This is a genomic window from Bacteroides sp. 41_26 (assembly GCF_949740115.1).
In the GTDB taxonomy this organism is placed as follows: Bacteria; Bacteroidota; Bacteroidia; order Bacteroidales; family Bacteroidaceae; genus Bacteroides; species Bacteroides nordii.
The window spans coordinates 17,500-43,574 of record NZ_CATJGZ010000059.1 but is presented as its reverse complement, the minus strand read 5'-3'; the positions used below and the strand labels follow the sequence as shown (position 1 = coordinate 43,574).

26 protein-coding genes are annotated in these 26,075 nt (G+C 40.8%); 17 read left to right on the top strand and 9 right to left on the bottom strand.

The window, feature by feature from the left end; translation table 11 throughout:
* Positions 1–48 precede the first annotated feature (48 nt).
* The 11 genes from QX565_RS06405 (at position 49) to QX565_RS06355 (ending at position 9,933) form a co-directional block, all read left to right on the top strand.
* Positions 49–1,494: a DUF3078 domain-containing protein gene (locus QX565_RS06405; RefSeq protein ID WP_289291967.1), complete on the top strand. Its 1,446-nt coding sequence runs from the start codon at positions 49–51 to the stop codon at positions 1,492–1,494.
* Between the two features lie 181 nt (positions 1,495–1,675).
* A complete protein-coding gene (locus QX565_RS06400) occupies positions 1,676–2,095 on the top strand; it encodes a SoxR reducing system RseC family protein (protein ID WP_289291965.1) in 420 nt (139 codons plus the stop codon).
* A gap of 7 nt (positions 2,096–2,102) precedes the next feature.
* Entirely contained in the window at positions 2,103–3,002 is a 900-nt protein-coding gene (locus QX565_RS06395; RefSeq protein WP_289291964.1) for a Fe-S cluster domain-containing protein, read from the top strand.
* A 35-nt stretch (positions 3,003–3,037) separates the two neighbouring features.
* On the top strand, positions 3,038–4,375 hold the full coding sequence (gene rsxC / locus QX565_RS06390; protein WP_289291962.1) for an electron transport complex subunit RsxC: 1,338 nt from the start codon (positions 3,038–3,040) through the stop codon (positions 4,373–4,375).
* A gap of 6 nt (positions 4,376–4,381) precedes the next feature.
* A complete protein-coding gene (locus tag QX565_RS06385) occupies positions 4,382–5,377 on the top strand; it encodes an RnfABCDGE type electron transport complex subunit D (RefSeq protein WP_221649940.1) in 996 nt (331 codons plus the stop codon).
* Positions 5,374–6,012: an RnfABCDGE type electron transport complex subunit G gene (locus tag QX565_RS06380; RefSeq protein WP_221649941.1), complete on the top strand. Its 639-nt coding sequence runs from the start codon at positions 5,374–5,376 to the stop codon at positions 6,010–6,012. The genes QX565_RS06385 and QX565_RS06380 overlap by 4 nt, the downstream gene beginning before the upstream one ends.
* Positions 6,013–6,029: 17 nt before the next feature.
* The gene (gene rsxE, locus QX565_RS06375) at positions 6,030–6,614 is read left to right on the top strand and encodes an electron transport complex subunit RsxE (protein ID WP_221649942.1); all 585 of its coding nucleotides are present in this window, start codon (positions 6,030–6,032) and stop codon (positions 6,612–6,614) included.
* Positions 6,615–6,738: 124 nt separating this feature from the next.
* Positions 6,739–7,311 carry an electron transport complex subunit RsxA gene (gene rsxA / locus QX565_RS06370; RefSeq protein ID WP_002562594.1) on the top strand — a complete coding sequence of 191 codons (573 nt, stop codon included), beginning with the start codon at positions 6,739–6,741 and terminating at the stop codon, positions 7,309–7,311.
* A 218-nt stretch (positions 7,312–7,529) separates the two neighbouring features.
* Complete coding sequence (gene galE / locus QX565_RS06365; RefSeq protein ID WP_221649943.1) at positions 7,530–8,564, top strand: UDP-glucose 4-epimerase GalE; 1,035 nt, start codon at positions 7,530–7,532, stop codon at positions 8,562–8,564.
* A gap of 299 nt (positions 8,565–8,863) precedes the next feature.
* Positions 8,864–9,412, top strand: a complete 549-nt coding sequence (locus tag QX565_RS06360) for a chromate transporter (protein WP_221649944.1) — start codon at positions 8,864–8,866, stop codon at positions 9,410–9,412.
* Positions 9,409–9,933: a chromate transporter gene (locus QX565_RS06355; RefSeq protein ID WP_221649945.1), complete on the top strand. Its 525-nt coding sequence runs from the start codon at positions 9,409–9,411 to the stop codon at positions 9,931–9,933. The genes QX565_RS06360 and QX565_RS06355 overlap by 4 nt, the downstream gene beginning before the upstream one ends.
* 70 nt (positions 9,934–10,003) lie before the next feature.
* On the opposite strand, the gene ispE is transcribed toward QX565_RS06355, so the two are convergent.
* The 5 genes from ispE to QX565_RS06330 all read right to left on the bottom strand — a co-directional run bounded on the left by ispE (position 10,004) and on the right by QX565_RS06330 (position 16,505).
* On the bottom strand, positions 10,004–10,831 hold the full coding sequence (ispE, locus tag QX565_RS06350) for a 4-(cytidine 5'-diphospho)-2-C-methyl-D-erythritol kinase (protein WP_289291953.1): 828 nt from the start codon (positions 10,829–10,831) through the stop codon (positions 10,004–10,006).
* 377 nt (positions 10,832–11,208) lie between these two features.
* Positions 11,209–12,204, bottom strand: a complete 996-nt coding sequence (locus tag QX565_RS06345; RefSeq protein WP_289291951.1) for a GAF domain-containing protein — start codon at positions 12,202–12,204, stop codon at positions 11,209–11,211.
* 183 nt (positions 12,205–12,387) lie between these two features.
* Positions 12,388–13,686: a Na+/H+ antiporter NhaC family protein gene (locus QX565_RS06340; RefSeq protein WP_289291949.1), complete on the bottom strand. Its 1,299-nt coding sequence runs from the start codon at positions 13,684–13,686 to the stop codon at positions 12,388–12,390.
* A 219-nt stretch (positions 13,687–13,905) separates the two neighbouring features.
* Positions 13,906–15,396 (bottom strand): UxaA family hydrolase, encoded by a 1,491-nt coding sequence (locus tag QX565_RS06335; RefSeq protein WP_289291947.1) that lies wholly within the window; start codon positions 15,394–15,396, stop codon positions 13,906–13,908.
* 44 nt (positions 15,397–15,440) lie between these two features.
* Positions 15,441–16,505: a LacI family DNA-binding transcriptional regulator gene (locus QX565_RS06330; RefSeq protein WP_221649949.1), complete on the bottom strand. Its 1,065-nt coding sequence runs from the start codon at positions 16,503–16,505 to the stop codon at positions 15,441–15,443.
* Between the two features lie 339 nt (positions 16,506–16,844).
* On the opposite strand from QX565_RS06330, the gene QX565_RS06325 reads away from it, so the two are divergent.
* The 3 genes from QX565_RS06325 (at position 16,845) to QX565_RS06315 (ending at position 19,014) form a co-directional block, all read left to right on the top strand.
* Complete coding sequence (locus QX565_RS06325; protein WP_002559795.1) at positions 16,845–17,870, top strand: sugar kinase; 1,026 nt, start codon at positions 16,845–16,847, stop codon at positions 17,868–17,870.
* 50 nt (positions 17,871–17,920) lie between these two features.
* Positions 17,921–18,280, top strand: coding sequence for a four helix bundle protein (locus QX565_RS06320; protein WP_251236999.1), 360 nt, complete (start codon positions 17,921–17,923; stop codon positions 18,278–18,280).
* 65 nt (positions 18,281–18,345) lie between these two features.
* On the top strand, positions 18,346–19,014 hold the full coding sequence (locus QX565_RS06315; protein ID WP_002559797.1) for a bifunctional 4-hydroxy-2-oxoglutarate aldolase/2-dehydro-3-deoxy-phosphogluconate aldolase: 669 nt from the start codon (positions 18,346–18,348) through the stop codon (positions 19,012–19,014).
* 221 nt (positions 19,015–19,235) lie between these two features.
* Here QX565_RS06315 and QX565_RS06310 read toward each other — a convergent pair whose 3' ends face one another.
* From QX565_RS06310 to QX565_RS06300, 3 genes are read right to left on the bottom strand one after another with little or no spacing between them, the layout of a single operon-like run.
* A complete protein-coding gene (locus QX565_RS06310) occupies positions 19,236–19,751 on the bottom strand; it encodes a threonine/serine exporter family protein (protein ID WP_025867131.1) in 516 nt (171 codons plus the stop codon).
* Positions 19,748–20,521 carry a threonine/serine exporter family protein gene (locus QX565_RS06305; protein ID WP_195348755.1) on the bottom strand — a complete coding sequence of 258 codons (774 nt, stop codon included), beginning with the start codon at positions 20,519–20,521 and terminating at the stop codon, positions 19,748–19,750. The genes QX565_RS06310 and QX565_RS06305 overlap by 4 nt, the downstream gene beginning before the upstream one ends.
* A 9-nt stretch (positions 20,522–20,530) precedes the next feature.
* A complete protein-coding gene (locus QX565_RS06300; protein ID WP_025867132.1) occupies positions 20,531–20,770 on the bottom strand; it encodes a hypothetical protein in 240 nt (79 codons plus the stop codon).
* A 740-nt stretch (positions 20,771–21,510) separates the two neighbouring features.
* Here QX565_RS06300 and QX565_RS06295 point away from each other — a divergent pair.
* Genes QX565_RS06295 through QX565_RS06285 form a run of 3 tightly spaced genes read left to right on the top strand, consistent with a single transcriptional unit; the run spans position 21,511 to position 24,882 of the window.
* Positions 21,511–22,416, top strand: coding sequence for a cation diffusion facilitator family transporter (locus QX565_RS06295; RefSeq protein WP_221649951.1), 906 nt, complete (start codon positions 21,511–21,513; stop codon positions 22,414–22,416).
* 55 nt (positions 22,417–22,471) lie between these two features.
* Positions 22,472–24,070, top strand: coding sequence for an aspartate:alanine exchanger family transporter (locus QX565_RS06290; protein ID WP_002559802.1), 1,599 nt, complete (start codon positions 22,472–22,474; stop codon positions 24,068–24,070).
* Positions 24,070–24,882, top strand: a complete 813-nt coding sequence (locus QX565_RS06285; RefSeq protein WP_025867134.1) for a DUF4846 domain-containing protein — start codon at positions 24,070–24,072, stop codon at positions 24,880–24,882. Before QX565_RS06290 ends, QX565_RS06285 begins: the two co-directional genes overlap by 1 nt.
* Positions 24,883–24,895: 13 nt before the next feature.
* Here QX565_RS06285 and QX565_RS06280 read toward each other — a convergent pair whose 3' ends face one another.
* Positions 24,896–25,570 (bottom strand): hypothetical protein, encoded by a 675-nt coding sequence (locus QX565_RS06280; RefSeq protein WP_002559804.1) that lies wholly within the window; start codon positions 25,568–25,570, stop codon positions 24,896–24,898.
* Positions 25,571–26,075: the final 505 nt, after the last annotated feature.

The following is a 26,075-nucleotide window of genomic DNA, read 5'->3' as shown; positions in this document are numbered from 1 at the left end:
TGTTTTCTGAAGTTTTTGATGTATTTTTGCGCTCAAATAGCATGAATTATGAAAAATAGTTATATCTCATCATTCGCATTGGCGATTATTTTTTCTTCGTCTGTTGTGGCGCAAGATGTAGTCGGGACTGTGTCGAAAAACAGGACTAATGTAATAAAAGCTGATACACTGTTGACCATGAAACCTGATACGCTTTCGGAAGGACTTCAGCCTTATCTCTTTTTGAAATTGAATACTGAGACCAATAAACTGGATACAGTTTCTTATTTGTATCAAAAGTATATTGGAGAGTTAGATTATTTGAATGATCCTGCTGTGCCGGAACGTTATATTCCGGTTCATCCGAAATACTATCGTCTTTTTGTGCCGTTGGCATATTATTATTCTCCGATTGCATATTACTCTAAAATTGATTGGGAGATGCCTAAACTGGATTCTGTTTCTGTGGATTATTCTAATTGGTTACCTTATGATAAAGATCGTTTCACGACTTTGGAACGCGCCAACAAGATTGTTGACCAGTCATTGATGGGGGTTTACTTGAATGCTCCTCAGTTGGTTCGCACAACAGAAGATCGTATCAGAAGCCGAAAGGTGTTCCGTGAAGATGTGAAGCCTAAGGCAAAAACAGAGGTGCTTCGTTTGTTTGATAAAGAGCCGATGGATGTTGCAGTAGGAGAGGCTGAACTGAAAATCAGTAAACCTAACTGGTGGGTAACTGGTGGTAATGGTTCTTTGCAGATTACCCAAAACTATATTTCGGATAACTGGTATAAAGGAGGAGAAAGCAATAATGCATTGCTTGCCAATTTGAAACTGTTTGCTAATTACAATGACCGTGAGAAGGTGCAGTTTGAGAATATGCTGGAAGCTAAATTAGGATTCAACTCTACTCCGTCGGATAAGTACCATAAATATTTAGTGAATACAGACCAGCTTCGTTTGTATAGTAAACTGGGTATTCAGGCTGCTCATAACTGGTATTATACTGTTTCCGCTGAATTCAAAACTCAGTTTGCTAATGGTTATAAAGCCAATAGTGAAGAACTCGTTTCTGCTTTCTTTGCTCCGGCAGATCTGGCAGTCAGCATTGGTATGGATTATAAATTGAAGAAGAAGAAATTTAACTTCTCTCTGTTCTTGGCTCCTTTGACTTATAACCTCCGTTATATAGGTAACAGTGAAGTAAATGAAACAAAATTCGGTCTGGATGAAGGCAAATGTTCTAAAAATGATTTTGGTTCACAATTTCAGCCGACTCTGACCTGGACGATCATTCCTTCCGTGACTCTTGACTCTCGTTTAAATTACCTCACCAGTTACAAATGGGTGCGTATAGAGTGGGAAAATACAGTAAACTTTGTTCTGAACCGTTATCTGTCTACTAAACTTTATGTACATGCACGTTATGATGACAGTTCGAAACCAACTGAGGGAAGTAGCTATTTTCAAGTAAAGGAATTGCTCAGTTTTGGTATCAATTATCAATGGTAAGTTAACTTTTTGTAAGCATATTAACGAAGGGCGGCCATATAGGTCGCCCTTCGTTATTTATTGTGTGCGATAACAAAAAACGTAAAAATAACACTTTAACACATAGAAAAAACAGCCTAACGCTTCGTAGTTCACAAATAATGCTTAAATTTGCCGCAATTTGTAATGTTCAGTTTGCAAAATGGCTAATACAATAAAGCATCAAGGTATTGTGGAAAACATAAATGGTTCTCATCTTTCAGTGAGAATTATCCAGACATCAGCATGCTCGGCATGCAGTGTCAAAGGGCATTGTTCCTCTGCAGACAGTAAAGAGAAGGTTATCGACATTGTTGATCCTTCGGCATCTTCTTATCAGATTGGAGAACAGGTAATGGTGACCGGCGAAACCTCTATGGGGATGATGGCTGTTGCTTTGGCTTTCGTATTTCCTTTTGTACTTTTAATACTTTCCCTTTTCTTATTTATGGCAGTGATGAACGACGAGCTCTATGCGTCACTTACATCGCTTGCTCTTCTTATTCCTTATTATTGTGTATTGTGGTTGAATAAGAACCGATTGAAACAGAAATTTTCATTTACTATAAAACCAATAAAATAACTAATTTATGAATTTGATTCTGATTGCAGTAATTTCATTGGGAGCCATTGCGCTGGTTTCAGCCGCCATTCTGTATGCCGCTTCCAAGAAATTTGCCGTGTATGAAGACCCGCGTATTGCCCAGGTGTCCGAAGTGTTGCCCCAAGCCAATTGCGGTGGATGTGGCTATCCGGGATGTAGTGGATTTGCTGACGCTTGTGTGAAAGCTGGTTCGCTCGAAGGTAAATTCTGTCCTGTAGGTGGACAGGATGTTATGGCGCAAGTGGCCTCTATCCTCGGACTCGATGCCGGTGAAGCCGAACCAATGGTTGCGGTGGTGAGATGTAACGGAACCTGTGCTAATCGTCCTCGTACCAATCTGTACGACGGTGCAAAGAGCTGTGCGATAGCTGCTTCTCTTTATGGTGGAGAAACAGGTTGTAGTTTTGGATGTCTGGGATGTGGCGACTGTGTAGCTGTTTGCCAGTTCGATGCTATCCACATGAATCCGGAGACCGGGCTTCCGGAAGTAGATGAGGCAAAATGTACCGCTTGTGGTGCTTGTGTAAAAGCTTGTCCGAAAGCAATTATTGAAATCCGTCCGCAAGGTAAAAAGTCGCGTCGTGTGTATGTGTCTTGTGTTAATAAAGACAAGGGTGCAGTGGCACGCAAGGCTTGTACTGTTAGTTGTATCGGTTGTGGTAAATGTGTGAAGACTTGTCCGTTCGAAGCTATCACGCTCGAGAACAATCTGGCTTACATTGATCCCAATAAGTGTAAATCATGTCGTAAGTGTGTGGAAGTTTGTCCGCAAGGAACAATTATTGAGTTAAATTTCCCGCCGCGTAAACCAAAGGCTGAAGGGACTCTTGCAACAGAGGCTCCCAAAGCGGAGACTCCTAAAGCAGCTCCCGCAGCCGAAGCGTAAATAATAGAATAATAACAGATAAAATACAGAATTGTATGTTGAAGACATTTTCAATTGGTGGTGTTCATCCACAGGAAAATAAACTCTCAGCACATCAGCCCATCATTACGGCAGAGGTTCCGTCAAAAGCGGTAATTCTGCTGAGCCAGCACATTGGTGCTCCGGCAAAGCCTGTTGTGGCTAAAGGTGACGTGGTGAAAGTGGGCACAAAGATTGCCGAGCCTGCTGGTTTTGTTTCGGCAGCTATTCATTCTTCTGTCAGCGGAAAGGTAACCAAAATTGACTCGATCGTTGATGCAAGCGGTTATGCCAAACCTGCCATTTTCATTGATGTAGAAGGAGACGAATGGGAAGAAAGTATCGATCGTAGTGAAACACTGGTGAGAGAGTGCGAACTGAGCTCTGAAGAGATTGTAAAAAAGATAGCCGATGCAGGTATTGTTGGTTTGGGTGGTGCCTGTTTTCCTACACAGGTAAAATTGTGTCCTCCTCCTTCATTCAAGGCAGAATGTGTTATTATTAACGCAGTAGAGTGTGAACCTTATCTGACGGCCGACCATCAACTAATGCTGGAACATGCTGAAGAAATCATGGTAGGTGTTTCTATCCTGATGAAGGCTGTGAAGGTGAATAAGGCATTTATTGGTATCGAGAATAATAAACCTGACGCTATTGAACTGATGACCAAAATAGCTTCTGGTTATGCCGGCATTGAAGTCGTAGCTTTGAAAGTGCAATATCCGCAGGGAGGTGAAAAGCAATTGATTGATGCCGTTATCAAACGCCAGGTTGGGAGTGGAGCGCTTCCTATCTCTACCGGTGCTGTAGTGCAGAATGTGGGTACTGCTTTTGCTGTTTATCAGGCTGTGCAGAAAAATAAACCTTTGTTTGAGCGTGTTATTACCGTTACCGGTAAGTCGCTTGCCAAACCTTCTAACTTTATGGCACGTGTAGGTACACCGATGCGTCAGTTGATTGATGCTTGTGGTGGTTTACCCGAAGATACAGGTAAGGTAATCGGTGGTGGTCCGATGATGGGGAAAGCATTGGTTAATATTGACGTTCCTACTGCTAAAGGTAGTTCCGGTATTCTCATTATGAATCAGAAAGAAGCGAAGCGTGGCGAGATACAAAATTGTATTCGTTGTGCGAAGTGTGTAGGTGCTTGCCCGATGGGACTGGAACCTTATCTGCTTTCTGCATTGGCCGAAAACGGAGAATTTGAAAGAATGGAAACTGAGAGAATCATGGACTGTATTGAATGTGGCTCCTGCCAGTTCACTTGTCCGGCTTACCGTCCGTTGCTCGACTATTGTCGTTTAGGCAAAGGTAAGGTAGGGGCTATGATTCGTGCACGTCAAGCTAAAAAATAATGAAGTATGGAAAATAAATTTATAGTATCACTATCACCTCACGTTCATGGCGGAGACAGCATACAGAAGAATATGTATGGTGTACTAATTGCATTATTCCCTGCCTTTATCGTGTCGCTACTCTTTTTCGGGTTGGGTGCCCTTATTGTTACAGCTACTTCTGTGGTAGCCTGTGTCTTTTTTGAATGGGCTATCGGTAAGTACCTGCTGAAGAAAGAAACTACTACTATTTGTGACGGTTCGGCTATCATCACCGGTGTGTTGCTTGCCTTCAATCTTCCGTCTAACCTTCCTGTCTGGATTATCATTTTGGGTGCACTGTTTGCTATTGGTGTAGGCAAGATGTCATTCGGAGGTTTAGGTAATAACCCTTTTAATCCGGCATTGGCAGGACGTGTATTCCTATTGCTCTCATTCCCGGTGCAGATGACTACATGGCCGGTTGTAGGCCAGCTTACAGCTTATGCTGATGCTACTACGGGAGCTACTCCACTGGCTATTATGAAGGGGATTATCAATGGTGCTCCCGGTGTTTCACTGGATCAGCTTCCTGATGCTCTGACTCTTCTTATTGGTCAGAATGGCGGATGTTTGGGCGAAGTAAGTGCTGCTGCATTGCTACTCGGACTTATTTATATGTTGTGGAAGAAGATTATTACCTGGCACATTCCGGTATCTATTCTGGTTACTGTATTTGTGTTCTCCGGCATTATGCATTTGGTGAATCCGGCATTGTATGTATCTCCGGTTCTTCAATTACTTACCGGTGGTTTGATGTTGGGAGCTATCTTTATGGCAACGGATTATGTTACTTCTCCGATGAGTAAGAAAGGTATGTTGATTTATGGTGTATGTATCGGTCTGCTGACTGTCATTATCCGTTTGTTTGGTGCTTATCCTGAGGGTATGTCGTTCGCTATTTTGATTATGAATGCATTTACTCCGCTGATAAATACATATTGCAAACCTAAACGCTTTGGGGAGGTAGCGAAGAAAAAATGAAAAAATTAGAATCATCATTAAAGAATATGTTGCTGGTACTTACCGGGGTTACTGCTATTTCGGTGGCGTTACTGGCTTATGTAAATGAACTTACCAAAGGACCGATAGCCGAAGCCAATGCTAAGATATTGAGCGATGCTATTAGTGTTGTTGTACCTGCATTTGATAATGACCCTACTACAGAAGCTACCAAGCAAACTATAGATGGGGTTGAATATACTATTTATCCTGCTAAAAAAGACGGTCAGTGGGTAGGTGCTGCTGTAGAATCTACTACTATGGGCTTTGGTGGCGAACTGAAAGTTCTGGTAGGTTTTGATGCCGATGGTAAAATCTATGATTACTCTTTGCTGTCTCATGCAGAAACTCCGGGATTGGGCTCTAAAGCTGCTGACTGGTTTAAGGAAGGTGGCAAAGGAAGCATTAAAGGTATGAATCCGGGTGAAGCTCCGTTGAAAGTGAGTAAAGACGGTGGTCAGATAGATGCTATTACCGCTTCGACTATTACTTCACGTGCATTTCTTAATGCAGTGAATGCTGCCTATGCCGCTTACAAGGGCAATGATGACACCAACGGAACTACTGGTGCTACACAAAAAGTTGTTGAACCTGCTGAATCCATCAGTGCTAATTAAGAAAGGAGTATTAAGAAATGAATAACTTTAAAGTATTGATGAACGGGATTATCAAAGAGAATCCTACATTTGTGCTCCTGCTGGGTATGTGTCCTACGTTGGGAACTACCTCTTCTGCCATTAATGGTATGGGTATGGGACTGGCCACGATGTTTGTACTTATTTGTTCCAATGTCGTTATCTCGCTGATCAAAAATCTGATTCCCGATATGGTGCGTATTCCGTCCTTTATCGTAGTTATTGCATCCTTTGTGACTCTGTTGCAGATGGTGATGCAGGCTTATGTTCCGGGATTGTATGCCACACTGGGGCTTTTCATTCCGTTGATTGTTGTGAACTGTATTGTGTTAGGACGTGCCGAAGCTTTTGCAGCTAAGAATAACCCGGTATCCTCTTTGTTCGATGGTATTGGTATGGGCCTTGGTTTTACGTTTGCTTTGACTCTGCTGGGTGCTATGCGTGAATTCTTGGGTACTGGTAAAGTATTTGACTTTGCTATCTTCCCGGAAGAGTACGGTATGTTGGTATTTGTATTGGCTCCGGGTGCTTTCATTGCATTGGGATACCTTATTGCATTGATTAACAGTTTGAAGAAAAACTAAGAAAATTAAATTTAGTAGTTGGTGGCTGGTAGTTAGAATCCATCCGGCATAGTAACTGACATACTGCATAGATTCTATCTACTAACTACTGAATTCTAATTTATAATTTTTAATTAATAGGTTTATGGAATATATATTGATATTTATATCGGCAATCTTTGTAAACAACATCGTATTGTCACAGTTTCTGGGAATTTGCCCCTTCTTGGGGGTTTCCAAGAAAGTAGAAACTGCGTTAGGTATGAGTGCCGCAGTAGCATTTGTGCTTACCATTGCTACTATCGTAACCTTTCTGATTCAGAAGTTTGTACTCGATGCTTTCGGACTCGGTTATTTGCAGACTATTACTTTCATCCTGGTAATCGCCGCTTTGGTACAGATGGTAGAAATTATTTTAAAGAAAGTATCTCCTGCATTGTATCAGGCGCTGGGAGTATTTCTTCCCTTGATTACGACCAACTGTTGTATCCTGGGTGTTGCTATTTTGGTTATCCAGAAAGACTTTGATCTGTTGACGGGTGTTGTATATGCATTTTCTACAGCTCTTGGTTTCGGACTTGCTCTTGTGCTGTTTGCCGGTTTACGCGAACAGATGAGTCTTGTGAAGATTCCTGAAGGGATGAAAGGGACACCGATTGCTTTGATTACAGCAGGTTTGCTGGCTATGGCATTTATGGGATTCTCCGGAGTAGTGTAGTAGTTATAGCTACTCATTATAAGTTACGGGCTACAGTTACGAATAATTAAATGTCTGTGTTTTATACACAGCTATTTATAGTTCGTGGCTTGTAGCTCGTAACTTTTTTATTTTGTGGTGATTTTTTTTGTACCAATCCTGCTTTTCTAAATTAATTTTTCTAAATTTGCAAACAGAACAAAAGGACAAAACCGAAAGAACTAACCAAGTATAAATATATGAAAGAAAGAATTTTAGTAACCGGTGGAACTGGTTATATCGGTTCTCACACTGTAGTAGAACTTCAAAACAGTGGATACGAAGTAATCATCATTGATAACCTCTCAAACTCAAATGCTGACGTAGTTGATAATATCGAGAAAGTATCTGGTATACGTCCCGTTTTTGAAAAACTTGACTGCTTGGATTTTAATGGCCTTGATGCCGTGTTTACCAAATATCCGGGTATTAAAGCAATCATTCATTTTGCAGCCAGCAAGGCAGTAGGCGAATCTGTTCAGAAGCCATTGCTTTACTACCGCAATAATCTTGTTTCTTTGATCAATCTGCTTGAATTGATGCCTAAGCATAATGTAGGTGGTATTGTATTTTCATCTTCTTGTACTGTTTATGGTCAGCCAGATGAACTTCCTGTAACAGAACAGGCTCCTATCAAGAAAGCTGAATCTCCTTATGGTAACACCAAGCAGATAAACGAAGAAATCGTTCGTGATACAGTAGCTTCCGGTGCACCGATCAATGCTATCCTGTTGCGTTATTTCAATCCGATAGGTGCGCATCCTACTGCATTGTTGGGTGAACTTCCTAACGGAGTTCCTCAAAACCTGATTCCTTATCTGACTCAAACTGCTATCGGTATTCGTAAGGAACTGAGCGTATTTGGTGACGATTATGATACTCCTGACGGTTCTTGTATCCGCGACTTTATCAATGTTGTAGACCTTGCCAAGGCGCACGTAATTGCTATTAAGCGTATTCTTGAGCAAAAACAAAAAGAGAAAGTAGAAGTATTCAATATTGGTACAGGTCGTGGCTTGTCTGTATTGGAGTTAATAAATGCTTTTGAAAAAGCTACCGGTGTGAAGTTGAACTATAAGATTGTAGGACGCCGTGCCGGTGATATCGAAAAAGTATGGGCTAACCCGGATTATGCAAATAAAGAACTGGGTTGGAAAGCTGTAGAAAGTATTGAAGATACTTTACGTTCTGCATGGAACTGGCAGCTGAAACTCCGTGAGAGAGGCATACAATAAAAAGAGTTTATGTTACATTAACATACAAGAAATAAACAAATACATGAGTTATTTGTTTATATAGTGCAAATCGGCCTGAAGCCATTTATGTATATGTGAATATCCATACTCGGTACATATGCCTCCCCGGCATAGACAGGTAAGATTGCATAGTAGTTTTGTCGTGTTTTATTTTGTGTTTGTGTTGTGACGGTACTACGACGTGAGTCGTGGTACCGTTTTATGTTATATCCTATCTTATTTAGTTTTGATATTTCTTTTTTTCTTACCTTTGTAAGCATTACTTTTATGAATACGATATGTATCTGACACTTTTTCTCAATTTTGTAAAAATAGGGATGTTTACCATAGGAGGAGGATATGCAATGATTCCTCTTATCGAACGCGAGATAGTGAAGCGGCAATGGATGACTAAGGAAGATTTTATGCAGATGTTTGCTATTACACAATCTTTGCCGGGAGTCTTTGCTGTTAATATATCAATCTTTGTTGGTTATAGATTGAGAGGCTTCTGGGGAAGTTTAGTTTGTGCTTTGGGTACTATTTTGCCTTCATTTGTTATTATCCTGATTATTGCTTTGTTTTTTGATAAGTTTCAGGATAATCCATATGTTATCAGAATATTCAATGGTATTCGTCCGGCTGTTGTGGCATTGATACTGGTACCTTGTCTTTCGGCTATAAAGGCTATTCGCATGGGATATATGGAGTTGATTGCTCCGGCAATAGGTACGGTATTGATATGGAAAGCCGGTGTATCGCCGGTATATATTGTGTTGGCTGGCATCGTTGGGGGATTGGTATATACACTGTGGCTAAAAGATAAATTGAAAGGAAGAAGCGTATGATTTACTGGCAACTGATATGTGTTTATCTGAAAATTGGAGTATTTGGGTTTGGTGGTGGATATGCAATGCTCTCTCTTATTCAGTTTGAGATAGTAGAGCGTTATCATTGGTTGACGCTTCAACAGTTTACAGATGTAGTAGCAATCTCGCAAATGACTCCTGGTCCAATCGGCATAAACAGTGCAACTTACATAGGTTATACGGTAACAGGTAATATATGGGGTGCCGTTATTGCTACTGTAGCGGTCTGTCTGCCCTCTTTTCTGATGGTATTGTTTATCTCTTATTTCTTTGTGAAATTCAAAAACAACAAATATGTCAATGCCGCCATGTCGGGGTTGCTTCCTATGTCTGTAGCTTTGATTGGGGCGGCTGCTTTGTTATTGATGAATAAGGATAACTTCATTGATTACAAAAGTATCCTGATCTTTGTTGCAGCCTTTTTGCTGACCTGGAAATATAAGGTTCATCCGATTCTGATGATTCTATTGGCGGGAGTAATGGGATTTATTCTGTATTGAAGGATTCAGATTAAAAAAAATAAGGAACGCAGACTGTACACCTGCGTTCCTTATTTTTTTTATTCAAAGTTTATAGTTTTCCTTTAAATACAAAACTTCGTTCGCCAAAGTTAATATCCGGTATTGCGATATCCGGAGCAAACAATCCAAAGACTGATGATCCCGAACCACTCATAGCGGCATATATCGCTCCATTTTTATACAATTCTTCTTTTATTTCTCCAATAACAGGATATTGCGGGAATACACTTGCTTCAAAATCATTCACCATTTGTTTTTTCCATTCACTGACGGGATGAGTTATAATTTCTTTTAATGAATATTCCGGTTCATGAGGCCTGACCAGTGAGAAGGCTTCCCGGGTGGAAACGAAGATATCCGGTTTGACCAACAGAATCTGATAACCCTTTAAAGAGAGTGAAAGAGGGGAGAAGATATTTCCTATTCCTTCTGCATAAGTTGGGGTATTTTTTATAAAAAAAGCACAGTCGGCTCCTAATGTAGCTGCATATTCCTCTAATTTTTCATCTGTTAGCTTCAATTCAAATCGTTCATTCAAGAGTTTTAACATGAAAGCTGCATCTGAGGATCCTCCCCCCAAGCCGGCACCCGATGGAATATGTTTGTATAAATGAATATCTACCGGAGGGAGATCGAATTCTTTATCCAATAATAAATAGGCTTTTACCACAAGGTTGTTTTCTGCATTTCCTGCTATTTCCATACCAGCCTGATGCAAAGCAAACTTCTTATCTGTACTATTATTTAGCACATGGATTTCCAATGCATCTTCTATAGGTACAGGGTAGAAGACGGTTTCCAGATTATGATATCCGTCCGGACGCTTTGCTGTAATATTTAGTCCCAGGTTTATTTTGGCATTTGGAAATGTGATCATCTTTTTATTTACGATTTATTCCCTGCAGTTATGACTCTCATTGGAGGGTAATAACATAGGTACGTTTACGATGTTTATGAATGACGATGCAAAGTTAGCAAATTCTTCATTATTATATTCTATGTTTTAATCTGTTGAGGAATTAATTTCTTACAAGTAAAGGATAAGATACTCTTGTGTTGTACACTATGTATTCTTTTAATTGAAAGAGTACGTATTTAATGTTGACTTAAAATGCATATTAACAGTGTGTTAAGTACGTACTTTTACACCTCAAAAGTACGTACTTCTTTATTGCTTGATTTTCACTCTGATAAGATATTATAAAGGGTGTGTAAACCAGAAAGAAGAACCTGTATCTTCTGTTGATTCTACTCCTATTTCTCCTCCCATTTGTGAACGATTACTTTATTATTTTTATAGACAATTTGCATCTGGAGGTAACCCATGGGCATATGGCGGTATAAGTTGTTGAGATCTTGCCGCTCCTCTCTTGCTTTTTGCTCGGATTTACGCAGTTCAATACAGATGCTGATAATGTTTGCCAAAGAGGTAAACCATTGGTAATCTGCATTGCTCCAGTTACGATATCGTTTAACGATATCTATGCCCATATATCCCCATACTCCTTTTTTGGATAACAGTGGGACCACCATAAGTGATTTTATATTTTGTGGTTCTAAAATATCCCTGTCATATTCAGCTTCCGGAGGCATATCATCGAGTGTGTTCAGAATGATTGCCTTTTTGCTTAATATTTGTTGGCTCCACCACGAAGTCTGGTTAATGGGGAGGTCTTGAAGAAATTCTTGTTCCTTTGAAACATTTTCCGCTGTCACTTCATAAATGCAACTTTGTATGTTTTTCTCCGGAAGTATTTCGAAAATATAAGTCCGGTCTCCATTAAATTGCATTAGTATATCTTTCAGTATTTTCTGCACTGTTTCGGAGATATCATCTGTTTGCAAAAATGAAAATAGAGAATGGGATATACTGATTTGACGATAGAGTAATTTATTAAGCTCATCTCTTGTGGATAGTTTCTTTTCATTGACTTCAATATCATCAAGGCATCTTATGTAACCAAAAGATTTTAGATTATCTTGCTCAATATTCTTGTTGAATTCCATTTTAGATAATACCCAGGTTATTCCATATTTAGTATAAAGAGGGAAGATCAGTTCATAGGTACGCTGATTTTTAAGAGTCATAGATGCCTCTTTCAATTTGTCCCGGTAGTCTTCGTGAACAAGATTATGAAGATCTTTGAATTCAATAGTATCACTTTCGAGATCCAAAAGGTCTACTATAAATTCTGATAAAGTGTATCTTTGGTTTTTAAAGTTTGCTTCCCACCATCCAATTTGTGCCATGGAGGTTAATCTGAGAAGTTTATCGGAATTCAGATTTGACATATCTTCCTGTTGTCTGTAGATTTAAACACAAATATAGATAATACTTTCGGATCTTATTAAGATTCATATGTGATAAAACACTATAAATCGTAAAGTTATCTTCATCAGAAGATGCTGTTTGTGACTTTTCTTAGAAGAATGCTACGAATATCTTCGCGGATAGCGAAAAAGGATAGCCAATAATGCAAATGTCCCCATAGTAAACGGGTAATACAAATTGCCTACAATGCTGATTGGAGAAATTTTAGCCAGCCCTGCCGCCATGAGTAATTGTGCTCCGTAAGGGATGATGCCTTGTATGAAACATGAAAATGTATCGAGGATACTGGCTGTTTTTCTACGATCTAAGTTGAACTTGCCGGCGATATCTTTGGCAATAGGTCCGGTAGTGATGATAGCAATTGTATTGTTGGCTGTACAGAGGTTGGCTATACTGACCAGGGCGGCGATACTAAGTTCTGCTCCACGCTTGCCATTGACATGGCGGGTTAACTTTCCAATGATAAAATCAATTCCTCCGTTATAACGGATTGTTTCGAGCATACCGCCTGCAAGCAGGGTGATGATGATGAGCTCGCCCATTCCGGTTATACCGTTTCCCATTGCTCCAAACCAGTCGAATATACCGAAGCTTCCTGTAGCAAGTCCTATGATGGCTGTGGAGATGATGCCTAACAAGAGAACGATCATCACGTTGATACCTGCTATGGCTGTACCCAATACGACAAGATAAGGGATGACTTTGAGCCATTCGATATCTTGTACCTGGGGAGGAGCGGTGATTGATAACCCTTGAACAATATAGATAATCAGCACAATAAGTGCAGCAGGTACAACGATCATTGAGTTCACGCGAAATTTGTCACGCATTACACAGCCTTGTGTTTTGGTAGAAGCAATGGTGGTGTCGGAAATAAAAGACAGGTTATCGCCAAAAAAGGAACCACCTACAACGATAGCTACCATAAACGGAATATCTATGCCGGTTTTCAGTGCCAGGCCAGTGGCAACAGGGGTAAGAGCTACAATCGTTCCCACACTGGTTCCGATAGAAAGGGAGATGAAACAGGAAGCTATAAAGATGCCTGCCAATAACAAATTGTCGGGAAGAATGTGTAAAGTGAGGTTTACTGTTGCATCAATGGCTCCCATCTCTTTCGCGCTTTGTGCGAAAGCCCCGGCCAGGATAAAGATCCAGATCATCAGTATAATATTCTTATTGGAGGCTCCTACAGAGAACTGATAGACCCGTTGATCCAGCTTTAAACCACGTGTGATGGCGATAGCGTAACAGGAAGATACCAGAAAAGCTACTGTAATAGGGACTTTATAGAAATCATTGACTATAATGGAGGTTACCAGATAGAGGCACAGGAAAACAAATAGCGGGCTGAGTGCCCACCAGCCGGAGATATGCTTACTATTCTTTTCTTCGTTCATTTATATAGGGTTGTACTTGTTTTGGGAACGCAAAGATAATAATTAGTAGTTAAGAATGGGAGTAATAGGGGTTAGAATATAGTAGTTGGAATATAGTAGCCGGTAGTCAGAATCTATACAGCGTGTTTATGATTTACATACTAATATAGATTTAACTACCGGCTCTTTTATTCTAACTCCTAACTTCTATCTTCTAACTACTATCTTCTAACTTCTGATTTAAAGCGTTACTCCTGTCTTGAATATAGCGATTTCGCGATATCCTTTCTTCTCGTTGTTTACAAATTCACCACTTGCAACTTTGATAATATAGTCAATGAAACGTTCGCAAGTCTTTTCCATTGGTTCATTTTCAACGATAACGCCTGCATTAAAATCAATCCATCCCGGCTTGTTTTTAGCTAAAGTTGAGTTGGTAGAGATTTTCATAGTAGGTACGTAGGTACCAAATGGAGTGCCGCGACCGGTAGTAAATAACACCATATGGCAACCACAGGAAGCAAGGGCAGTGGCTGCCACCAGATCATTGCCTGGTGCAGAAAGCAAGTTGAGACCTTTCACCTGTAAGCGTTCTCCGTATGGTAATACACCTTCTACATAACTCTTACCACATTTCTGTGTACATCCCAGTGCTTTATCTTCCAGTGTAGAAATACCTCCGGCTTTATTTCCCGGTGAGGGGTTTTCTCCTACAGGTTCACCATGTGAGAGGAAGTATTCTTTAAAATCATTAATTAGTTTAACGGTTTCCTGAAATAACTCTTTGTTGTGACAACGGTTCATCAGAATTGTTTCGGCACCGAACATTTCAGGGACTTCAGTTAATACACTTGTACCACCTTGTGCTATAAGGAAGTCTGAGAACATGCCTAACAATGGATTGGCTGTAATGCCGGAGAAACCATCAGAACCACCACATTTTAAGCCTACACGCAGTTCTGACAAAGGAACTTCGGTACGCTCGTCTTTAGAAGCCTTAGCGTAAAGTTCGCGCAGGATTGCCATACCTTCTTCGTATTCGTCACCCACTTTCTGAGTAACCATAAACTTCACACGATCCTGGTCATAGTCACCTAAAAATTCGCGGAATACATCCGGTTGATTGTTTTCACATCCCAATCCCACAATAAGCACTGCACCTGCATTGGGATGAAGTACCATATCGCGAAGGATTTTCTTTGTATTTTCGTGGTCATCACCCAATTGCGAACAACCGTAGTTGTGTGGAAAAGCTACGATGGCATCCACGCCTTCACCTTCCGTTTCACGGCGTAAACCTTCGGCCAACTGATTGATAATACCATTGACGCAGCCTACAGTAGGAATAATCCATATCTCATTACGTACACCTACATCGCCATTTTTACGACGATATCCTTTGAAGGTCAGATCTTTCTTTGGAATATCGAGTGATACCTCTACCGGATTATAAGTATATTCCAGAAGTCCGGCCAGGTTGGTCTTTATATTATTTTCATTCATCCAATCACCCTGCTTCTTTACCATTTTGGCATGCCCGATAGGATAACCGTATTTGATGACGTCCTCTCCTTCAGCAAAGTTTTTCAAGGCAAATTTATGCCCGGCCGGAACATCTTCGTTCAGGATTATCTCAATGCCATCCACTGAAAGTTTCTCTCCTGCGGGTAGGTTAACGATAGCTACGGCTACGTTGTCAGCTGGGTTGATTTTTAGATACTTTGTTTCCATGATGCTTATTTATATTTACTGTTTTTACGATTGAAGAACCTTCTTTATTTATTGCTGTAATAGTCAATTGTTTCTACTGTCAACAGATCAATAGGCATATAGTTAATGCAATTTACCTCTTTTTTGAAAATAAGATGATCGCATAATGCCTTGATACCGTTGTATCCTTGTAGTTCCGGTTGCTGTGCTATAAGGAAATACACGCTTCCTTGTTTCAGGCAGGCTACATTTCGCTCCAGAAGGTCATAACCGATCAGGTTGAAGTTATTCTTTTCCCGGGTTTGCAGATATTCTCCTACAATGTACACTTTCGAATTAAATGTGATTCCGTTGCGCACAGTAGGATGCTCCCGGAAGAAGTTGTCCAACATAAGAGCATCTTCATCATTACGTTCGGCATGAAGGTCCAGTTCTAATATATTACATGCAGGGTGATGTTCCTTCATATATTGTCTGAATCCTTTTTCTCTGTTCTCCTGCTGATTGGACCCTACGATACCTTCATGTATTTTGCGGAAGATGACGATCTCTTTTTCAGCTCCAGCCAGTAACATCAGCATGCGTGCAGCAAAGTATCCGCTTTGGCGTGAGTTTTGTCCGAAGAAAGCCAGTGGGGGTATATCCTTAATATTTGAATCTATATATATATAAGGTATATCCAGTTCTGTTAATTGCCCGGTGAAAATCCGGGTATATTCGCGTACGGTAGGTGCCACCATCACTCCATCCGGATGCTGTGCTATAATAGCATCACTTGCGTTAACGAATGACTGGTAATCATAAGGATCATAATAGGTGGTTTTTACTGTAGTATTGAAATCGGAATAGGTACTAAGTGCCTTACTGATACCTTTTTCTACATCTGTCCAGTATTCCCCTTCTAAATGTTGAGGGAGGAGACATGCAAAAGAATACTTTTTATTGGAAGCTAATGCACTTGCATACATATTGGGCTGATAGTCCAACTGTTTTAGGATCTCTTCAACGCGTTTCCGGCTTGATTCGGAAACTCCGCTACGTCCATGAATGACGCGGTCTACTGTTCCTACTGATACATCGGCCAGACGGGCGATATCTTTGATTCTGATTCTATCAGGCAACTTATTCATATTTACGATTTGACTGTTTGCGATTTACGATTGAAAAGACATCAGACTTATGGTTGAATGAACGAAGTTTTATCAATCGTAAATCGTAAATGATCAAATCGTAAATCAATATTGTGCTCGTACACAATAATAATATTAATATTTTCGACACAAATATATAACAATTTTTGTAATTACGAAAATTGTTGTATCTTTGTGCCCGCACACGAAAGCTATGTGGCGTACGTTTGTTGTTTGTATATATTGCATAGTATCAGTGTGTTAAGCTGCAAAATGGGCTTATGATGATAAATTGAAACTTAATAATATTAATTACTTATTTCATTAAAACATAGAATTATGGGAAAGAAAGTCGTTACGTTAGGCGAAATCATGCTTAGATTATCAACTCCAGGTAACACTCGTTTTGTTCAATCTGACTCTTTTGATGTAGTATACGGTGGTGGAGAAGCCAACGTTGCAGTGAGCTGTGCAAACTATGGCCACGATGCATACTTCGTATCAAAATTGCCTAAACACGAAATCGGTCAGTCTGCTGTAAATGCATTGCGTAAATATGGTGTAAAGACAGACTTTATTGCCCGTGGTGGTGATCGCGTAGGTATCTATTATCTTGAAACAGGGGCTTCTATGCGTCCAAGTAAAGTAATCTATGACCGTGCTCATTCTTCTATCGCTGAAGCTGATGCTGCTGATTTTGATTTTGATGCTATTATGGAAGGTGCTGACTGGTTCCACTGGTCTGGTATCACTCCGGCTATCTCTGATAAAGCTGCTGAACTGACTCGTTTGGCTTGTGAGGCTGCAAAACGTCATGGCGTAACAGTTTCTGTAGACTTGAATTTCCGTAAGAAACTATGGACTAAAGAAAAAGCACAGTCTATCATGAAGCCGTTAATGAAATATGTAGATGTATGTATTGGTAATGAAGAAGATGCAGAACTCTGTCTGGGTTTCAAGCCGGATGCTGATGTTGAAGCAGGACATACGGATGCTGAAGGTTACAAAGGTATCTTCCAGCAGATGATGAAAGAGTTTGGATTCAAATATGTAATTTCTACATTGCGTGAGTCTTTCTCTGCTACACATAACGGTTGGAAAGCTATGATTTACAATGGTCAGGAGTTCTATACTTCAAAGCGTTATGATATTGATCCTATCATCGACCGTGTAGGTGGTGGTGACTCATTCTCCGGAGGTATCATCCATGGTTTGATGACGAAACCGAACCAGGGTGAGGCTCTTGAATTTGCTGTTGCTGCTTCTGCATTGAAACACACTATCAATGGTGACTTCAACCTTGTATCAGTAGAAGAGGTAGAAGCGCTGGCAGGAGGTGATGCAAGCGGACGCGTGCAAAGATAAAGAGATTGACTATTGGACAATTTACTATTTACTATTTAATGTCAGGGCTAATGACCGCAGAGGAAATGAAAATGAGGCTGAAAAATTTGGCCGTACGTGTTATTAAATTAGTAGATAAATTACCTAATACTCCTGCTGGCCGAGCAATTGGCAATCAGATTATTCGTTCGGGAACATCGCCTGCTGCAAATTATAGAGCTGCATGTTTGGGTAAGTCAGATAAAGACTTTTTGAATAAACTGAAAATAGTGGAGGAAGAGTTAGATGAAACATTATATTGGTTGGAGCTGATTATGGAAATTCAAATGATAAAGTCAGATTTATTGTCTGCTTTATATGAAGAGAATAAAGAACTACTTAAAATTATAGTTAGTTCTATAACAACAATGAAAGCCAAACTCAATAAATAGTAAATTGTCTGATGTGCAAAACATTTAAATAGTAAATAGTAAATCGTCAAATTGTAAATAAGAAGATGGCAAAATTTGATAAAATAGCGGTTCTGAACAAGATTGGTTCAACCGGCATGGTTCCTGTATTCTACCATAAAGATGCAGAAATTGCAAAAAAAGTAGTAAAAGCTTGTTATGAAGGTGGTGTTCGTGCTTTCGAATTCACGAATCGTGGTGACTTTGCTCATGAAGTATTTGCTGAAATAGTGAAATTTGCAGCAAAGGAATGTCCGGAAATGGCTATGGGTATTGGCTCTATTGTTGATCCGGCTACAGCTGCACTGTATATTCAGTTAGGTGCTAACTTCGTAGTAGGTCCGTTGTTCAACCCTGAAATCGCTAAGATCTGTAACCGTCGTCTGGTAGCTTATACTCCGGGATGTGGTTCGGTATCAGAAGTAGGTTTCGCACAGGAGGTAGGTTGTGATCTTTGCAAAGTATTCCCGGGTGATGTATATGGTCCTAATTTTGTAAAAGGTCTGATGGCTCCGATGTCATGGTCTAAATTAATGGTGACCGGCGGAGTTGAGCCGACTAAAGAAAATCTGACTGCCTGGATTAAGGCTGGCGTATTCTGCGTAGGTATGGGTTCTAAACTCTTCCCGAAAGATAAAGTAGCTGCCGAAGATTGGGCTTATGTTACAGCTAAATGTGCTGAAGCATTGGGTTACATTGCTGAGGCTCGTAAATAAAGAAAAAATTTACGATTAGACAATTTACAGTTTATAATTGGGGTTACTTCAATCATAGAATCGTAAATCGTTCAATCGTAAATCTAAAATATGCCTCTAAGGGTTAGTTAGTTTAGTTAGTTGAGGCATATTTTTTTCATTTTGTTTAAAGGTGTTTAAAGGGGACAGCCATCGGAATGACATTGTTAGTGAATCATTCCGGTGGCTTGTTTTTATTATGTTTATTTCTTCACCAGTTTCTTCAGCAAGCGGGTTGCTGTGAATGATTGGCGATGGAAGATAAATACCGGTATGGCTGCACCTACTACCAGGGCAAAAAGCACGAAGATAGTGGTAGCTCCGTTGTGGCAAAACTCCACCAGGTATTTTAATGAAGCGGTGTCATCTTTTGTTTGCATGAATTGAGTTAATGCAAGAATACTCTTATAAGCAAACATTCCCGGAATCATAGGGAGTAAAGATGGGAACGAAAAAACTTCTGCCGGGCAATGAATGGCTTTTGCAAACGGGATAGCCAGCAGACCGATAGAGAAGGCGGCGAAGAACGAAGCCGTTGCAATCTCCAAAGGCATAGCAGTGTGCATAAGGAAATAACGCAATCCGTGACCTATGGCGGCCAGTAAAGCGGATATTAATATGGCTTTACGGGGTGGATTGGATATAATGGCAAACCCGATAGCAGCAATAGCGGCAAAGGCCCCATCTTGTATGATCTCTGTGATAAACTGTGCTGTCATAAGGCGCTGATTCCGGTTAATAAAAGAGTCATTGACAGACCTATCGCTATACAAATGATAAGCAGACAAGCGTTGATAAATCTTGAAGTCCCTGCCAATACATGCCCGTCGATAATGTCCATGATGGAGTTAATCAATGGCACCCCCGGAATAAGGTAGAGAACACTTGTACCCAGTGCCATATCGGGAGTATTGCCCCAATGCATCAGATAGCCTGTACTGCCAATCATTGAAGCCACGAAAGCGGAGATTATAAATACCGCCAGATGGTTCCAGTGATGTTCCATCAGTAGGGTACGGACAAAGAAACCTACCAGAGTGGCTGCAAATACAATTCCCATCGAAGTAAAGTCTCCCTGAAACAAGCGGCAAAAGGATGCATTGGCAAATGCAACAAGGATTAGTACCAGCCATTTGCTCTCGCGTGGCTTGCTGACAATGTCCAGATAACGGCGTTGCAATTCCGGCAATGAGAGTCGTTCATCATAAGCTTGCCAGCTAAGGGTACTAAGCTTTGAATTGATGGCAAAGTTCAATCCCATAGGCTTTATTTTGTTCACAGTACTGTATGAATGTGAATTGTCGGCGTCACGCAATGTCATAATGATCGTTTTCTGAAAGATCGTCATATCGCAGAGGAACCCGAATGATTCGGCTATACGCGCGGTGTTGCGTACAATACGTGAAGTTTGTACTCCTACAGCCATAAGGCTGGTAGAGTACTCCGACAGGAATTTAGAAAGCTCTTTTAATTCTTGATGGATATCCATGGGGGTGTTTTAACGTGCTAATTGATTCTTTACAATCCGGGTTATGATAAGTGTAATAATGTACAATACCGCGAAACCTACAATTCCGAAGATGAATGGTTTTTGTTCTTCAAATGTTCTGCGTACAGGTGTTGTAGCTACTGTGCCGGTGGTATAGGTGGTAACAGTTTGTATTGCCTCTTGAGATGTTGCGGTTGCCTGGCAACTGTCTGTGTTGGAAGTTTCTTCCACTTGTTCTCCTGATAACATAAATCTTTTCTCCTTATTAAATCTTTAAATCTAAAATAACACAATTGTTTCTCTGCAAAGAGAGTTAGGTCCCTGATGTCTATAACACAGTTCTTAGATTTTAGTTTAATTCCGGCTAAATATCGATTGTTTCAAGATGAAAAAGCGCTATTTCGGCGGCAAAGGTAATCAAAAAAACAGTAGACAAAAGAGAGAAGAGAATTTCTTTTGGATAAGTTTTCGGTTCATTTCTGTATCAACCGGAAGCTTATTTTTTTCTGTGTCTGAAAAAGTAGATCGGAAGGAATATCAGTAATATCCAGAGAAGGCTGATAAGAGGCAGGTAGCGATTATAAAGGTATTCACCATCTTCAGGGATATGATTCATAAGGCATTGTAAACAGTGACAATGGATGTTGGAATCATTGTGTGAAATAAGGCATAGGCAAAATGTAACAATACCGATTATGAGAAATAACAAAAGGATTGTCAAGTTTCTGCGATAATGTGTTCGTTTGGAAGTTGGTTTTGAGATAAGAACCATTGTTTTGTTATTATTTATCGTTGCAAAGTTACGTGTGAAACAAAGAAAGGACAATACCTAAATATGATGAATCCTCTTAGAACAATACTTATTTATGGGTATAAGCTTATCAGGTGAATTCTTATTTACTTGTTTTCCTGAACCAATTCAGGATATGAAATGTTTCCTTTTTAAATAGAGATCTGTTTTTCATAACAGGCTAAAATAGAATATAATAATGGTACACAATCACGAACATCATTCGCATGAGCACGTACATCAGTTATCGTCGCTTAATAAATCGTTCATTATAGGAATTACGCTCAATATACTTTTTGTCCTTGTTGAGTTCGGCATCGGTTTTTATTATGATTCTTTGGGTTTGCTTTCCGATGCCGGACACAACTTGGGAGATGTAGCGAGCCTTGTGCTCGCTATGCTTGCTTTTCGTTTGGCAAAAGTACATCCTAATAGTCGCTATACGTATGGTTATAAAAAGAGTACGGTATTGGTTTCTCTGCTCAATGCTGTAATTCTATTGGTTGCTGTAGGTATCATTATTACCGAAAGTATAGGCAAGCTACTTCATCCTACTCCTGTAGAGGGTGCTGCTATTGCCTGGACAGCCGGGGCAGGCGTTGTAATAAACGCTGTCACTGCCTGGCTTTTCATGAAAGATAAAGAGAAAGATCTGAATGTAAAGGGAGCATATCTGCATATGGCTGCTGATACGCTGGTCTCTGTAGGAGTAGTGATTTCGGGTATTATCATCATGTATACCGGCTGGACCATTGTCGATCCGGTTATCGGGCTGGTTATCGCAGTTATTATCGTTATATCTACCTGGGGGTTGTTGCATGACAGTCTTCGGCTTTCATTGGATGGAGTACCTGTAGGAATAGATACGGAGAAAATAGAACAGCTTATACTTTCACAACCCGGCGTTGTGGGGTATCATCATCTTCATATCTGGGCGTTGAGTACCACTGAAACTGCATTGACTGTACATATTGTATTGGATGAAATGAATCATATGGAGGAAGCTAAGCATCTCATCAGGCGTGTATTAGAGGATGCGGGCATTCATCATATTACGCTTGAGTTTGAGTGTGAAGGTGCCACCTGCGACGAAGAAACTTGTTGATTGAGGCTTTTTTACGTACCTTTGCCGCCCTAAACTAACAAACCCTTTAAAACCTATGCTTACTGATTTATTGAACTCCTCTTATTTTGCACTTTTTCTGATTGTTGCTTTAGGCTTCATGTTGGGAAGAATCAAGATCAAGGGGCTATCGCTCGATGTATCGGCGGTCATTTTTATTGCTTTACTTTTCGGACATTTTGGTGTAATTATCCCCAAAGAGTTGGGTAACTTCGGATTGGTACTTTTTATATTTACGATTGGTATCCAGGCCGGTCCCGGATTTTTTGATTCTTTCCGAAGCAAAGGAAAGACCCTGATTCTTATTACGATGCTCATTATCTGTTCGGCTTCGCTTACGGCTGTAGGGCTGAAGTATGCTTTTGATATTGATACCCCGAGTGTTGTGGGACTGATTGCCGGTGCACTGACCAGTACTCCGGGACTTGCTGTAGCTATTGACAGTACAAATTCTCCGATGGCCTCCATTGCTTATGGTATTGCTTATCCGTTCGGTGTTATCGGAGTTATCTTGTTTGTGAAACTGCTTCCTAAGATCATGCGGGTGAACCTCGACCAGGAGGCACGCCGTCTCGAAATAGAACGTCGCGGACAATTTCCTGAATTGGGAACCTGTATTTATCGCGTCACCAATCCAAGTGTGTTCGGCCGTAGCCTGATGCAAATCAATGCCCGTGCAATGACCGGAGCTGTTATTTCCCGGCTGAAGCACGACGAAGAAATTTCGATCCCTACTGCCCACACGGTGCTTCGTGAAGGAGATTATATTCAGGCTGTGGGGAGTGATGAGTCTTTGAATCAGCTTGCCGTGTTGATTGGTAAGCGTGAAGAGGGTGAACTCCCATTGGATAAGACTCAAGAGATTGAGTCGTTGCTGCTCACTAAGAAAGATATGATAAACAAACAGTTGGGCGACTTAAATCTGCAACGCAACTTTGGTTGTACGGTGACCCGTGTTCGCCGAAGTGGTATTGACCTTTCTCCGTCACCGGATCTTGCGCTGAAGTTTGGTGATAAGTTAATGGTGGTAGGCGAGAAAGAAGGTATACAGGGAGTGGCGCGTTTGTTGGGCAATGATGCCAAAAAGCTGTCGGATACCGATTTCTTTCCTATTGCGATGGGGATCGTACTTGGCGTATTATTTGGAAAGCTCAATATATCCTTCCCCGGTGGATTGTCTTTCTCTCCGGGATTGACGGGTGGTGTACTGATAGTGGCTCTGGTGCTTAGTGCAGTAGGTAAAACCGGACCAATCCTTTGGTCAATGTCCGGACCTGCCAATCAGTTATTGCGCCAATTAGGGTTGTTGCTCTTTCTTGCTGAAGTCGGTACCTCTGCCGGAAAGACTCTTGTAGCTACTTTCCAGGAGAGCGGATTGCTGATGTTCGGGGTAGGGGCAGCTATTACAATAGTGCCTATGCTGGTAGCCGTATTGGTAGGCAGGCTGGTTTTTAAAATTAATGTACTCGACTTATTGGGAACCATAACCGGAGGCATGACCAGTACACCGGGGCTTGCTGCTGCCGACTCAATGGTAGACAGTAATATCCCAAGTGTGGCTTATGCTACGGTTTATCCGATTGCAATGGTATTTCTTATTCTCTTTATACAGATTATATCAACGGTTGTATATTAATGAAGACGCTTTTTCTTATAAGCATTGTGTTTACGCTTTCTGCTTTGTCCGTATCCGGGCAAAGTATTGAAAGGCGTGTGACACCTCCTGCGGGATATGTTCGTGAAGCCTGTGATCTCCATTCGTTTACAGCATATTTGCGGACACTGTCTTTATTACCGGCAGGGAGTAAAGTGTTGCTTTACAACGGGCAGGTGAAGCGGAACCAGGCTGCGGCTTACGCTGTGATCGATATGGAGATCGGTAATCGTGACTTGCAGCAGTGTGCTGACGCTGTGATACGATTGCGTGCTGAATATTTGTGGGCACAGAAACGATATGATGAGATAAAGTTTAACTTCACCAGTGGTTTCCCTGCCGAATATAAAAAGTGGGCAGAGGGTAATCGTATTAAAGTAAACGGAAACAAGGTACAGTGGTATGCCGCAACTGCTCCCGATTATTCTTATAAGACTTTCCGCAAATATCTGGATATAGTATTTATGTATGCCGGTACGGCTTCCTTGTCAAAAGAGCTTGTTGTTGTTCCTTATGCCTCTTTGTCTCCCGGTGATGTATTTATACAAGGCGGTTCTCCCGGGCATGCTGTTATTGTGATGGATGTGGCGGTGAATCCGCAAACCCGGAAAAAAGTATATCTGCTGGCACAAAGCTATATGCCTGCGCAGCAGATACATTTATTGGTTAATCCTCAAAATCGTTCACTCTCTCCGTGGTACGAACTTTCATCCGAAACTACCGGCAAACTCTATACCCCCGAATGGGTCTTCAATAAGAGTGATTTAAAACGTTTTATCTCCGGAAACGAATAAAAAGCTCCGGAGTTTAAAATATCTTATTCGTTCTAAAGTAATTAACTACCTGGTCCAGAGCTTTTGCATAACGATCCAGATTCTGATCGGACAAGGGATAGTCTTTTGCAGGAAGCACAGGGAATACTTTTACCGGGAAGTCCGTAGCGTCATAAGCTTTACCGCAGATCATGGTAAATGCTTTACCGTCTACCGGCTGATAGAAAGGCGACAGGCTTTCTTTTCCGTTGCGTCTGGGTTCGGCAGCCCGTAAAAAATCGGCATCCCCTTCGTAGAAACCGAGTTGCTGAAGCCAGTAATTTGTTTGCAAAGACATTGCTAATATACATTTTATGGAAGGATTCTCCGACAAAATCCATTTGATATGTTCGATGCCTTTTTGTGCTTTTTCTTCGGGTATGAAAGTTCTTTTTCCTTTGGGAGCCGGTTCTACATCATCGTTGCACAAATTGGTGATGTACACATCTTCGGGAGTTAACTGATGATCGGTGAGTCTCATTACATAGTTGAAGAGATTGCGTGACTCCACGTTTCTACTGCGCTCTCCGTGATCTTCCGGAAATCCGCGAAAATAATAATCGGCAAACATAGCGTACTTTGCTACGGTTTCCGACCACTGCAAGTTTGAATCTTCTCCTATCACAAGTATCCTGGGGGTATTTATCGCTTTCCAGTCTTTCGTTCTCATTGTAGTTTTATTATTAAATAAATATGATACGACAAATGTACTGTTAATCTGTTAATATCCGTTGAGAAACGTATGAAAAGTTTTCATAGGGCCTTCCCGGCCGGGGAGGTACGACAGGCGATAGTACATTGAAACACAGGTGAGCGCAAATTCTCGCAAAGTGTCTCATAGAGGAACGTATGAAGTCTCGGTGTGTAAGATTGTTTTAGATGTACATGTAAAGCAGTACGACATGTACATTTGGAACGGTACGACATGTGCATGTGGAACAGTACGACATGTACATGTAAAACAGTAATACATGTCGAGAAAAGGAACATTCCTTTCTGAGAAAAACAAAGTACGATACCGGATAAACGTAATGATACTGTTTAGGGGGACCCTTGGAACCTCTTCATTGTAATAATATGTCAATATACCAATGTCTTGCGATAAAACAGCGCAGCCAATTGGTACATCAGCACATTGGCAACTTTTGCATCAGGCTGAGTGTTATTACTATTTC